The 12,702-nt window shown below is 74.2% G+C and carries 8 protein-coding genes; 6 read left to right on the top strand and 2 right to left on the bottom strand.

All coding sequences use genetic code 11. From position 1 onward, the window contains the following. Nucleotides 1-70 precede the first annotated feature (70 nt). The 3 genes from GNT64_RS13235 to GNT64_RS13225 are packed head-to-tail and all read left to right on the top strand — an operon-like array spanning nt 71 to nt 5,389. Nucleotides 71-1,141: a hypothetical protein gene (locus GNT64_RS13235; protein WP_156679941.1), complete on the top strand. Its 1,071-nt coding sequence runs from the start codon at nt 71-73 to the stop codon at nt 1,139-1,141. Nucleotides 1,142-1,148: 7 nt separating this feature from the next. Continuing rightward, nucleotides 1,149-2,654, top strand: a complete 1,506-nt coding sequence (locus GNT64_RS13230; protein ID WP_156679940.1) for a CHAT domain-containing protein — start codon at nt 1,149-1,151, stop codon at nt 2,652-2,654. After that, the gene (locus GNT64_RS13225) at nt 2,651-5,389 is read left to right on the top strand and encodes a tetratricopeptide repeat protein (RefSeq protein ID WP_156679939.1); all 2,739 of its coding nucleotides are present in this window, start codon (nt 2,651-2,653) and stop codon (nt 5,387-5,389) included. Before GNT64_RS13230 ends, GNT64_RS13225 begins: the two co-directional genes overlap by 4 nt. A 24-nt stretch (nt 5,390-5,413) precedes the next feature. Here GNT64_RS13225 and GNT64_RS13220 read toward each other — a convergent pair whose 3' ends face one another. Beyond that, a complete protein-coding gene (locus GNT64_RS13220; protein WP_231639004.1) occupies nt 5,414-7,015 on the bottom strand; it encodes a Na+/H+ antiporter in 1,602 nt (533 codons plus the stop codon). A 172-nt stretch (nt 7,016-7,187) separates the two neighbouring features. On the opposite strand from GNT64_RS13220, the gene GNT64_RS13215 reads away from it, so the two are divergent. From GNT64_RS13215 to GNT64_RS13205, 3 genes are read left to right on the top strand one after another with little or no spacing between them, the layout of a single operon-like run. Further along, nucleotides 7,188-9,077 carry an AsmA family protein gene (locus GNT64_RS13215; protein ID WP_197276984.1) on the top strand — a complete coding sequence of 630 codons (1,890 nt, stop codon included), beginning with the start codon at nt 7,188-7,190 and terminating at the stop codon, nt 9,075-9,077. A gap of 48 nt (nt 9,078-9,125) precedes the next feature. Then, nucleotides 9,126-9,623 carry a DUF2141 domain-containing protein gene (locus tag GNT64_RS13210; RefSeq protein WP_156679936.1) on the top strand — a complete coding sequence of 166 codons (498 nt, stop codon included), beginning with the start codon at nt 9,126-9,128 and terminating at the stop codon, nt 9,621-9,623. Continuing rightward, the gene (locus GNT64_RS13205) at nt 9,620-12,220 is read left to right on the top strand and encodes an MMPL family transporter (protein WP_156679935.1); all 2,601 of its coding nucleotides are present in this window, start codon (nt 9,620-9,622) and stop codon (nt 12,218-12,220) included. Before GNT64_RS13210 ends, GNT64_RS13205 begins: the two co-directional genes overlap by 4 nt. Here GNT64_RS13205 and GNT64_RS13200 read toward each other — a convergent pair. Then, complete coding sequence (locus GNT64_RS13200; protein WP_156679934.1) at nt 12,213-12,695, bottom strand: DUF4232 domain-containing protein; 483 nt, start codon at nt 12,693-12,695, stop codon at nt 12,213-12,215. The genes GNT64_RS13205 and GNT64_RS13200 overlap by 8 nt on opposite strands. Nucleotides 12,696-12,702: the final 7 nt, after the last annotated feature.

The raw sequence follows: 12,702 nt of genomic DNA, 5'->3' as shown, positions 1-12,702 counted from the left end.
GCCGCCGCCGCACCCTGAACGGGCGCGAGTCGAAGCGGGGTGGGCGATGGCGAGGCGGGCGATCAGAAGCGTGGCCGATATCTGGAACCGCGCCCTCGCGGTGATCCAGTCCGAGCCGCGCCGCCCGCGCGAGCCGATCCGCATTCCCGACGGCCACGTCCGCCCGCAGGCGCCAGCGCCGCAGCCGCCGATCGCGGCGGACGACGCGGACATCGTCGCCAAGCGCGATTACGTGATGGTGCGGCTGAACCAGCTGTTCCTGGCCGATCAGCGCCGCTGGTTCACCGAGATCGAGCCGTCCGTGTTCGCCAGCACCGAGTTCCTCTACGACGGCAAGGCCCGCACCGTGCCCGTCGTCGTCGGGCCGAGCCCCAAGGAAGGGCTGCCGAGCGGCACGGTGTTGAAGAACATGATGCTGTTCGGCCCGCATCCCTATCGCGGCGGTCCCTTCACCTTCACCTTCGTGCTCAACCAGATGCCCACCCACAATGTCGCCAGGGACGTGGTGGAGGTGGTGGAATCGGCCAGCGCCGCGCTCGCCCCCGGCCTGGGGCTGGAGGTTTACACCAGGATCGGCGGCATCGTGCTGGACGGGTTCGATCGGATCATGGGGCTGAACGGGGTGAAGCCGCTGATCGGCCTGCGCCAGACGATCGATCCGGACAGCGGCGATGCGTTCCCCACCGGCCGCTGGGCGCTGATCGATTCGGACGACGCGCCGGACCCGGACGAGTTCTGGGTGATCGACGACGTGCTCCGGAAAGGCCCGACGGCGGAGGCGGCGCTGCCCTATCGCGAGGCCGATTTCATGCTCTACCAGATCGCCCGGGTGCCGCCGCCCGGCCGCCGCGATCTGGATGCGCTGCCGTTCCACCCGCTGTGGATCGCCGCTTTGGCCGCCGCCGCCAAGAGCTCGGCCGGCGCCTGGGACGAGGCGAAGGCCAATCTCGCCGCCATGTTCAGCGCCGTCGCCGTCAGCCCCGATCTCACCTGGACGCAGGGCCGCGCGCTGATGGCCGAGCGGCTGGAGCAGTTGCGCGCCGTGCATGACGACGCGATGCGCCTGGCCGTAGCGAACGACGCCGCCGCGCCCGGCACCGCCGTGCAGGACAGCATCAGCGACCTGCTGCGGCTGCCCTGACGGCGCCATGGCGGCGGACACGCACTGCAAGCTGACGGTGGGCGCGGACAATGTGCGCCTGGAGGTGGCGGGCGAGGTGTTCACCGCGCCTGTCCGCCACAGCGATCTCACCGCCCGGGTCGTCCGCCGCATGGACCGCCTCGTCACCGACCAGAAGGACGAGCCGGGCCTCGGCGACAAGGACGATCTCGCTTTGCTCGGCGCCGTGCTGTTCGAGACCCTGCTCGGCGGCCAGGCCAGCCGCCTGGTCGAGACCGCCGCGTTCGAGCGGCGCGCCGACCCGCTGCCGCATCCGCTGGCAAACGAGCTGCTGGACCGGCTGAACCGGTTCGAGAGCGAGCAGGCGGAGTCGACCGCCTGCTTCCGCATCACCCTGGCCTTCAGCGCGGCGGCCGGCCCGCTCGCCAACTATCCGTGGGAGATCATGTTCGTCGCCGATCGCGACGGGCCGGGCTATTTCCTGGGCGACAAGGCCACGCTGGTGCGCACGACGCCGCCGCCGCCGCCGCGCATCGGCGAGCCGCGCGACCGGCTGGACATACTGGTCGGCTGGGCATCCCCCAGCCCGCACGCCGTGCTCGACAAGGCGCAGGGTGCCGCGGCGACGATCGAGGCGAAGCTTGGCGAGCGGATCGACGTGACCGTTCGCACGCTGGAGAAAATGGAGTGGCGGCAGCTGGGCCAGGCGCTGGAGGACCGGATGCCGGACATCCTGCACCTGATCCTGCACGGGCGCCATCGCGGGCTGGAGAGCGAGCTGGCCTTCCACCGATCGGCCGAGCAGCGGCGCCTGCTGGCCGCCAGAGCCGCCGCCACGCAGGAGGACGTGCCCGTCGACAATGCCGAATGGCACCCGATCGCCGATCTGGGCGCCCAGTTCGAGCCGCGCCGGCGGCCGCGGCTGGTGTTCCTGCACGCCTGCGACGTCGGCCGGTCGGCGCCGGAGGCGGAGGCGTTTCGCGGAGCGGCGATGACCCTGATCAGTGCCGGCGTGCCGTTCGTGATCGCCATGCAATATGCCATCAGCAACGAGGATGCGGAGCGGTTCACCACCGATTTCTACCGCAGCGTGGGCGAGGGCGTGCCGGTGGACGAGGCGGTGCGGCTCGCCCGCCGCCGGCTCGGCCGACGCTCGCCGGCGTGGAGCCATCGCCGCTTCGCGACGCCCGTGATCTACGCGTGCGGCGATTCGACCGTGCTCGCCACGCCGGGCGCGGTGAGATCGCCCGCGCCGGAGCCGCCGCCGGCGCGCACGGACCGGCCGGCCATGCCGCTGCCGCAGCTGAACCAGCAGGCCTGCCCGTTCAAGGAGGATTGCGGCGGCCTGATCGCGATGGGCGATCGCCACTGCGGCTGTGAGCGGCGGCGCACCTACGGCATCTGCCGGGCGGGCCATGCCAATCGCCCGATGGACGCGATCTGCTGGGTGCCGGGCTGCGGCCGCGACGTGCTGGTGCAGGCCACCGCCGCCGCGCCGGAACCGCGCCTGCGCAACGAGATGGGCAAGGCATGACGGAGGCCGGAACGCTGCTGGCGCCATCCACCGCGGCCGCGCTGGCGGAGGCCGGCACGCAACTCTCGCGCGCCGATCCGCTGACCGGGCTGTTCGCGCTGGCGATGATGGAGGCGACGCTCGCCGGCGTCGACCTGCGCACCGCCGCGCACCATCTGGCCGTGATGCGGACCGAGGTGGAGCAGCCCGCCTCCCTGTTCGCCATCGCCGATACGCTCACCGTGATCGCGGCGGACCTGCCCGAACAAGACGCGCTCGCCACGGTGCTGATCCGGCTGCGCGATCGCTGGACGGCGCAGGCCGTGTGCGCCTGGATCGAGCGGATCGGGGCGATGCTGCGGGCGGATGCCGAGGCGGGGCGGGTGGCGTGGCACGAGGCGATCGCCGCCGCCGTCGCGACCTTCCGCCACGACATCGCCGGCGCCATCGCCCGCGCGCCGCTGCCGCTGCCGTCCGGCCTCGATCCCGCGCCGGCGACGATCGCCGGCTGGATCGCGCTGGCCGACGGCAGCCGCTGGCGCGAGGCGCTACCGCTGTTCCTCCACCTGGGCTCGGCCGCCACCGAGGACGAGATCGTCCGCGCCCGCATCCTGACGATCCTGGCCGAGATCGAGGCCGTGATCCGCACCGATGCGGTGGCGGCGGAGCGCGCCGTGGCGGCGGCGGAGGCGCTGGCGCCGGACGATTGGCGCTGCCTGTTCGCCCGCGCCCGCCTGCTGGAGGACAAGGCGCCGGAGGAGGCCGAGCGCGCGCTGGATCTGGCCGCCGCCCGCGCGCCGCAGCAGGCCGAGATCCACAGCGTGCGCGCCCGGCTGCGCCTGAAGCTGGGCGATGCGGACGGCGCGGCGGCCATCGCGGCGCAGGCGGCGGGCTGCCCCAGCTGGCCTTCCTACGGCCTGCTGGCGCAGATCGAGACGTGGGGCAACCCCGCGTTGTTCCCCCGCCTCGGCGATCAAATCCCGGCACTGGCCGATCGCGCCGCGGCGCTGGCCCGCACGCCGGCCGACGCCTATGACGCGCTGCTGCGCACCGCCGACGCATACGGCGCGAACGGCGTGAGCGAGGCGGCGCTCGCCTGGTATGCGCGGGCGGAGGCGCTGGATCCGCAGCGGATCGACGCGTTCGTCAATCGCGGCCACCTGCATCTGGCGCTGAACGATCCGGCCGCCGCTGCCGCCGATTTCGAGCGGGTCGTGGCGATCGCGCCCGGCGCGGTCGACGGCTACTGGGGCCTGGCAGTGATCGCCGAGCAGGCAGGCGACTGGCCGGCGCTGGTGCGGCAGGCGGCGCACAGCATCGATCGCGCGCCCGACTGGCGGCCGGGCATCGTCGGCCGGCTGCGCGCGCAGGCGGAGACCGCGATCGACTATGCCAATGCCGATCTGGCCGCGACCCGCGACTTCTACGATGCCGTGCGCGCGCTGGCCGGCCCGGCGTTCGAGCCCACCTATCGCAACCTGCTGGGCAACCTCGCTTTCTTCCAGGGCAATCACACCGGGGCGGCCGACGAGTATCGCCGCGCGATCGCCGCCGCCGAGGCGGAGCCGGACGCGCGCTTCCACGGCAACCTGGCCCTGGCGCTGGAGGAGATCGACGCGGCGGACCCGTCGACCGACGTGATGCTGGCCGAGGCGATCGCCCAGGCCGAGCGTGCGCGCGCGCTCGACCCGGAGGAGCGCGACTATCAGGACTATCTGCGTCGCTTCGAGGCGACCCGTCAGTTCGTCACCCGCTACGGCCCGGCGGCGCGCGCGCTGCTGCCCGACAAGTCGCGCCTGCGCATCCTGCTGGAGCCGGCGCTCACCCTGCTCGTCACCGACGACGACGGCGCCGGCGGCCAGCGGCTGAGCGAACGCTTCGCCGGCCACATCGCGGCGCTGCGCGAGGCGATCGGCCAAGAAGCGCGCTTCACCCTCTGCGGCGTGACCGTGACGGACGCGCCGGAGCGGGCCGACACGCCCGGCTGGTGGGCGCTGGAGGCCGGCGGAGCGGAGGTGGAGAGCGGATGCGTGCCCGCCGACATGGACGTGGAGGCGTTCCTCGCGCTGGTGGAGGCGGCCGTGCGGCGGCACCTGCCGCGCTTTCTCGGCCTGGAGGAGGGGCTGGCGATCTCCGCACGATGTGAAGGGATCGAGCCGCTGGGTGCGGCGCCGCTGCGGCTGGCCGCCTTCACCCGCAACGCGCGCGCGCTGCTGGCCGAGACCGGCAGGATCGATCCCGCCACAGACGCGCCGCGCCTGCTCGCCGGGATCGACCGGGCGCCGCCGATCGCCGAGCGCGGCGGTGATCTCGTCGCGATGGAGCGGCTGGACGGGCGGCGCGCGCCCGACGGGCCGGACATCGCCGCCGCCTTTCCGCTCGCGCAGGAGCAGACGCATCTCCGCATGGGCGTGATCGTGCCGCTGATCGGCGTCTCGACCGATCCGGCGATGCCGCCGGGGGCGTGGCAGGTCGGCCAGCTGCCGGACGCCATGGTGCCGGCGGACGACCGCGATCCGCCGATCGACGAGCTGCTGCCGGCGCTGCTGACGGGCTTCGCCGGCCTGCTGATCGCGCCCGATGCGCTGCGCTGGCAGATGCAGCATGTGCGCCAGAGCGCGCCCGATATCGTCGCATGGGCGGATGCGGCGATGGACGAGGCGGGCCTGCTTCGCCGGCTGCGGGCGCGCGTCGAAACCGGCGGCTCGATCCGCAACCTGCGGCAGGCGATCGAGGACATCCTGCTCGGCGAGTGAGCGCGGCGGCAGAGGGATGCGCGATCAGCCCTTCGCGGCGATCGCCCCCATCTCCTCCAGATCGAGGTCGCGTTCGAGATCGTGCAGCGTCTCGTCCGCGATCGCCTGGGCGCGGTGCAGCCGCACGAGCTCGGCCCGGCCGGCCGCCACGGCGGCGAGGATCACGTCATAGTGGGAGGCGATGGCGTGCTCGCGCTCCTCATCCGTACCGCTGAACTCGGCCGATATGGTCGCGCGCCGGCGGTAGCTGTCGAGCAGGCGGGGGTGGAGCAGGCTGCCGTCCGCCGCATAGGCCACGCGCTCCACCGCCTCATATTGCGCGCGCAGCATCGCGCGCTCGGCCTCGATCAGGTCCAACGTCGGCCGCGCCGCCGCATCCTCGCGCGGGGCCACCAGGCGGATGACGAGGCCGAGGGTGGTGCCCTGCACCAGCACCGTCACCAGGATCGCGGCGAAGGCGGTGACGAGCATCAGGTCGCGCCCCGGCATTGCGGCGGGCAGGGTGAGCGCCACGGCCAGCGTCACCACGCCGCGCATGCCGGCCCAGCCCATCACCGTCGCCGCGCGCGGCCCGAGCGGCGCGACGGAGCGGCGGCCGAGGCGGGCGAGCAGCGCCAGCACCGCATCCGCGCCGAACACCCAGGCGAACCGCGCGAGGGTGAGCGCGGCGACGATCGCCAGCACCGGCAGCGCCATCCGATCGACCACCACGCCGAGCCCGCCGACGCGATCGAGCACGCCGCGCAGCGACAGCCCGATCAGGATGAACACCGAGGCTTCGAGCAGAAAGACCATCACCTGCCAGAAGGCGACGCCGCGCAGCCGCACGCTGGCGGTGAACAGCACATGCTGATACCAGCCGCAGACGAGCCCGGCCGTCACCGTGGCGATCACGCCCGATACGTGGAGCGCCTCGCCGGCCAGATAGGCGGCCCAGCAGACGAGGATCGAGGCGGCGACGATCAGATAGTCGTCGCCCAGCTTCCGAACCAGCAGCGCCCACAGCCCGCCGATCGCCGCGCCGACGATCACCCCGCCCGCCACCAGCAGCACGAAGCTGCCCAGCGCCGCGCCGGGGCTGAACGCGCCGGTGAGCGTGGCGGCGACGGCGAAGCGGAACAGCACCAGGCCGGTGGCGTCGTTCAGCAGGCTCTCGCCCTCCAGCAGCGCCGCCAGCCGGCGCGGCAGCCGCACGCGCTGCAGCACGGCGCGCGCCGACACCGCATCGGGCGGCGAGACGATCGCGCCCAGCGCCACGCATGCCGCCCACGGCAGCGCCGGCACCAGCATGTGGGCGACGACCGCGACCACCGCCGTGGTGAAGACCACCGCGCCGACCGCCAGGGAGAGGATGCCCGCCAGATGGCGGCGGAAGTCGGCGATGGCGGTGAACCACGCGCCATCCATCAGCAGCGGCGGCAGGAAGATCACCAGCACCAGCTCCGGATCGAGCGCGATCGCCGGCAGTCCGGGCACGAAGGCCAGCGCGCCGCCACCGATCAGCAGCGCCACGGCCGGCGGCAGGGATAGCCGGTGCGCGGCATAATGCAGCGCCAGGATCGCCAGCAGCATGGCGATGACGAGTTCGAACACTTCCGTCGGATGCACATCGCCCCCCAGCCGCACCGCCCACGCCGCCGATCATCGCATCGGCCCGCGCGCCAGACCAGCGCCGATCGCGCGATCGCCATGGAACCGCCGGCAGGGGGACGATGGTTGTGCGGCAGACGGAAGCGCGCCGCGCCGGCGCAACAGGAGGACGACCGCCGATGCCCGGCCAGCGCGCGATACCCGGCCGGTGCTGAGCGGAACGCCCGCGGGCCGCCGGCCCATCCCGCGCGCCGCCCGGATCGCCGGCTGGGCGATCGGCATCGTGTTGGCGCTGCTGCTGGCGCTGGCGGCGTTTCCCTGGGGGTTCGTCGCCGGAAGCGCGGCGGGGCCGCTCTCGCGCCTGGCCGGGCGGCCGGTGACGATCGCGCGGGCGCACCGCGTCGACTTTCTGTCGCTGATGCCGACCGTCGAGCTCGAAGGGCTGACGATCGGCCAGCCGGCCGGCTTCGGCACGGCGCCGCTGGCGCGGATCGCCCGCGCCCGCATCCGCTTCGCCGCGCTGCCGCTGCTGATCGGCCGCTTCCGCCCGCGCGCGGTGGAGATAGAGGGCGCGCGCCTGCTGCTGCTGCGCGACGCGAACGGCCGCGCCAATTGGGACGACGATGCCGGCCGCAAGCACAAGCGGCCGGCCCGTCCCTCGCTCCGGAGCCTCGCTATCGGCGACACGACGGCGCGGCTGATCGATGCGAAGCGCCACATCCGCCTCGATGCCGCGATCGCGTTGGCGCCGGGACGCGGGCTGACGATCGACGGGCGGGGAACGCATCGCGGCACGCCGCTGCAGCTGGCCCTGCGCGCGCGCGACGAGGCCGGACCTGTGGCGGTGGCGGTACGATCGCCGCTGGCCCGCTTGGCCGCCACGGTGCGGCCGGACCGGCCGTTCGACTTCGCCCGCTTCACCGCGCGGATCGACGCCGGCGGCACCGACCTCTCCTATCTCGACGACATCCTGCAGGCCGGGCTCTTCCCCACCCGGCCATTCGCCGTGACGGCCACGATCCGGCGCGACGCACCCGCCTGGCAGGTCAAGGGGCTGGCCGGCACGGTGGGCCACAGCATCCTCGCCGCCGATCTCACCGTGGCGAACAAGGCCGGCCGTACGATCCTGAACGGCACGGTAGATGCGCGCCAGCTCGACTTCGACGATTTCTCCTCGGCGGAGCAGCGCGCGGAAGGGGCGGCGCGGCGCGCGCGAACCGGCCCGCGCGTGGTCCCGGCGACGCGCATCGCGCTGGACCATCTCGGCAAGCTGGACGGCCGTGTCAGGCTGAACGCGCGGCGGCTGCTCTCCTCCACGCCGTCCGCCTTCCAGAGCCTTGCGGCCACTGCGACGCTAGACCACCGCCTGCTGCGGCTCGATCCGATCGACGCGGGCCTGCGCAGCGGCCGGCTGACCGGGCACGCCGTGGTGGATCACCGCGCCGGCCCGCCGCGCCTCTCCCTCGACCTCCGCCTCGCCGGCGCGCGGATCGAGCGGCTGCTGCTGCCCGCCGGCGAGATCGCCGGGCCGCTGGCGGCGCGGGTGCGCCTGACCGGGCGCGGCGACGACGTGCGCGCGGCGCTGGCGCGATCGGCCGGCAGGGTCGGCCTGGCCGTGACGGGCGGCACCGCGCGGCGCGACTACATGATCTATCTCGGCGGCGATCTGCTGAAGAGCGTGGGTGTCGCGATCGGCGGCAATGATGGCGCGCGGGCGACGGTCCGCTGCCTCGTCGCCGACTTCGCCGTTTCGGGCGGCCGGCTGGTGCCGCGCCCGCTGGTGCTGGACACGGAGATCGCGCGCGCCGACGGCAGCGGCCGCATCCTGCTGGCGGACGAGAGCATCGCCCTCTCGCTCGCGGGCCACGCCATCGATCCCGGCCCGATCCAGTCGACCGCGCCGGTGCGGCTGATCGGCACACTCTCCGACCCGTCGCTCGACATCCGCCCGCCGCGTGCCGAGCGCAAGGGCAAGGCCGGCATCCTCGATCGCATCGGCTTCCTGGTGCGGGGCCTGCGCACCGGCCGGCAGGCGGAGGCGCAGGCGGCGCCCTCGCACGCCAACTGCGCGGCGCTGAGCGCCGCCGCCCTCCGCTGATCGCGGCGCCGTTTGGCGTCGTCGCCGCGGTCCGCTAGGAGCCGCCGGATGAGACGATCGCAGCAGCCGGCATGGAAAAGGCACCGGGCGGGCGCGTGCCGCATCGCGCTGGCGCCGCTGGCTCTCTGCCTCCTCTCGGCGGCGGCGCCGTGGGAGGGCACCCTGGTGATCCACGTCGGCAACGTGCGCAGCGCGGCCGGCCGCGTGCACGCCGATCTCTGCCCCGAGCGCACGTTCCTGAAGGATGGCTGCGGCCGATCCGTCGAGGCGCCGGCGGTGCCCGGCACCACGATCGTGACGATCGCCGGCGTGCCGCCCGGCCGGTACGCCGTGCAGCTCTCCCACGACGAGAATGGCAACGGCCGGGTGGACCGCGGCCTGTTCGGCATCCCGAAGGAGGGCGTCGGCTTCTCGAACGACGCGCCGATCCGCTTCGGCCCGCCCAAGTTCGCCGACGCGGCCATCGACGTGCGCCCCGGCAGCCAGACGATCGACGTGCGGATGCGCTACTTCTCCGGCCCGTCCGGCCCGCCGGCGCCGCGATGATCGGCCGCATCGTTCCCGCCTGCGTGGCGGCGGGCATCCGCCGGCCGTGGTGGACGGTGGCGCTCTGCGGGCTGATCGCCTGCGCCGCGCTGGCGATCGCCATCGGCCGCTTCGCGATGACGACGGACACCGCCGCCCTGATCTCGCCCGATGTCGAGTGGCGGCGGCAGGAGCGGGCGATGGAGACCGCCTTCCCGCAGCTGCGCGATGCGATGCTGGTGATCGTCGACGGCGCCACGCCGGAACTGGCCGAGGACGGCGCGGCGCGGCTGGCGGCGGCGCTCGCGCCCGATCGCGCGCATTTCCGCCTGGTCCGCCGGCCGGACGGCGGCGACTTCTTCGCGCGCGAGGGGCTGCTCTACGGATCGCGGGCGGAGGTGCGCGCCGCCACCGCCGCGCTGATCGAGGCGCAGCCCCTGCTCGGCCCGCTCGCCGCCGATCCCAGCCTGCGCGGGGTGACGGGCGCGCTGGCGACGATGCTCGACGGCGTCGAGGCTGGCGCCACGCCGCTCGACCGCATCGCCCGGCCGATGGCCGCGCTGAGCGACACGATCGAGCGCACCTTGGCCGGCCGGCCCGCTTTCTTCTCGTGGCAGAACCTGCTCGCCGGCGATGGCGCCGGGGCGCGCGCGCCGCGCCGCCGGCTGGTCCTCGTCCAGCCCGTCCTCGATCATGGCGCGCTGATGCCGGGGGAGGCGGCGGGCGCTGCGGTGCGGGCCGCGGCGGTCGGGCTGCGGCTGGATGCGGCGCACGGCACGCGCGTGCGGCTGACCGGCGAGGTGCCGCTGGCGGACGAGGAGTTCGCGACCCTGCAGGAGAATATCGGCGCGGTGGGCGCGGCGATGCTCGCGGCGATGCTCCTGACCCTGTGGTTCGCCACCCGATCGGCCCGGCTGGTGGCGGCGATCATGGGCACGATCCTGGTCGGCCTCGTCGTCACCACGGCGGTGGGGCTGGTGGCGGTGGGGCGGCTGAACCTGATCTCGGTGGCGTTCATCCCGCTGTTCGTCGGCCTGGGCGTCGATTTCGGCATCCAGCTGTGCGTGCGCTTCAATGCCGAGCGGGCGGCGGGCGCCGCCCCGGCGCCGGCGATGGCGCGCGCGGCGGAGGCGCTGGGCGCGCCGCTGCTGCTGGCGGCGGCGGCGGTGTTCCTGGGCTTCGGCGCGTTCCTGCCGACTGCCTATGTGGGCATCGCCGAACTGGGCGTGATCGCCGGGCTGGGCATGGTGGTGGCACTGGCCTTCAGCGTCACGCTGCTGCCCGCTTTGGTGATGCTGATGCCGCCGCGCCGGCCGGCGCGCGAGGTGGGCTTCGCCGCGCTCGCCCCGGCCGATCGCCTGCTGGAACGGCGGCGCGGCGCCGTGCTGTGGGCCTTCGCGCTGGCGATGGCGGGCAGCATCGCGCTGCTGCCGTGGGTGGTGTTCGATTTCAACCCGCTGCACCTGCGCGACGCCCGCGCGCCGGCGATGCGCGCGCTGGCCGATCTGACCCGCGATCCGGATCGCACGCCCAACACCATCGACGTGCTGGCCGCCGGCCCGGCGGAGGGGGCGGCGCTGTCGCGCCGGCTGGCCGCCCTGCCGGAGGTGGCGCGGGTCGTCTCGCTCGACAGTTTCGTGCCGCAGGACCAGCCGGCCAAGCTCGCCGCCATCGCCGATGCCGCGCTGCTGCTCGATCTCTCGCTGAACCCGTTCGACGTCGCCCCGCCGCCCGGTGATGGCGAGACGGCCGCCGCGCTGGCCCGTACGGCGCGGCGGTTGCGGGCGATCGGCGGCCCGGCGGGGGGCGCGGCTGGCGCGGGCGCGCTGCGGCTGGCGACGGCGCTCGATCGTCTCGCCGCCGCTCCGCCGGCCATGCGCGCCAAGGCGGCCGCGGCGATCGTCGTGCCGCTCGGCGTGATGCTCGATCAGGCGCGGCTGGCGTTGCAGGCGGCGCCCGTCACCCGCGCCACGCTGCCGCCGGAGATCGCGCGCGACTGGATCGCGCCGGACGGCCGCATGCGCCTGCAGGTGCAGCCGCGCGGCGACGGCAACGACAATCGCACGATCCGCCGCTTCCGCGCCGCCGTCGCCACGGTGACGCCGGCGATCTCGGGCCTGCCGGTGGCGACGCAGGCGGCGGCGGATACGGTGGCGGGCGCCTTCGTGCAGGCCGGCCTGATCGCCTTTGCGCTCGTCAGCCTGCTGCTGTTCGCGGTGCTGCGGAACGCGCGGGAGGTGGCGTTCACGCTGGCGCCGGTGGTGCTCTCGATCTTCCTCACGCTGGGCACGTGCGTGCTGATCGGCCAGCCGCTGAACTTCGCCAACATCATCGCCTTTCCGCTGCTGTTCGGCATCGGCGTGGCGTTCCACATCTACTTCGTCATGGCCTGGCGCGCGGGGACGACCGGGCTGCTGCAATCGAGCCTCGCCCGCGCCGTGCTGTTCAGTGCGCTGGCCACGGGCACCGCGTTCGGCAGCCTGTGGCTCTCGGCCCATCCCGGCACCGCCAGCATGGGCAAGATCCTGATGATCTCGCTGGCGTGGACGCTGGTGTGCGCGCTCGTGTTCGAGCCGGCGCTGCTCGGCCCGCCGCGGCGGGGCAGGAACGCTACCTGAGCACCGGATCGGGCTTCAGCGGCGGCTGATCGAACGTCGCGTCGCTGCCCGCCGGCCCGCAGATGCGGGCGGAAAAGGCGGTCTGCGTGGTGCCGGAGCCGATGGCGACGGCGGCCGAAGCCGGCGTCAAGCAGCGGCTCTTGTCGTACACCTCGCCCGATACCCAGCGCAGCGGCGCGGTGACTTCGGCGCCCGCCGCGATGCCCACCGGCGGCACGGCCGGGCCGGGGTGCATGCCCGGCGGCGCGCGGCGCACGATCGGCAGCGGCTTGCCGGCGCCATCGTTGAAGGTGAGGCGCGGCAGCGCGGCCAGGCGACACGGCCGCGTGCCGACGTTGCGGATCACCAGCAGCGCCCCGCCGTGCGACATGCCGTTGAACGCGCCATTCTCCGCATCGAAGCCGAGCGACAGCTGGTCGGCCGCGCAGGCCGGCAGTGCCGCGAGGGCGGCCGCGAAGGCGATGATCGGCAGCATGGAACCC

Source organism: Sphingomonas profundi (genome assembly GCF_009739515.1).
GTDB lineage: Bacteria > Pseudomonadota > Alphaproteobacteria > Sphingomonadales > Sphingomonadaceae > Alterirhizorhabdus > Alterirhizorhabdus profundi.
This window is presented reverse-complemented; position numbering and strand designations above follow the sequence as displayed.

Coding starts and splice junctions, on each gene's coding strand:
- GNT64_RS13225 (WP_156679939.1), top strand. CDS start 2,651: ATGACGGAGGCCGGAACGCTGCTGGCGCCATCCACCGCGGCCGCGCTG.
- GNT64_RS13200 (WP_156679934.1), bottom strand. CDS start 12,695: ATGCTGCCGATCATCGCCTTCGCGGCCGCCCTCGCGGCACTGCCGGCC.
- GNT64_RS13210 (WP_156679936.1), top strand. CDS start 9,126: ATGAGACGATCGCAGCAGCCGGCATGGAAAAGGCACCGGGCGGGCGCG.
- GNT64_RS13205 (WP_156679935.1), top strand. CDS start 9,620: ATGATCGGCCGCATCGTTCCCGCCTGCGTGGCGGCGGGCATCCGCCGG.
- GNT64_RS13230 (WP_156679940.1), top strand. CDS start 1,149: ATGGCGGCGGACACGCACTGCAAGCTGACGGTGGGCGCGGACAATGTG.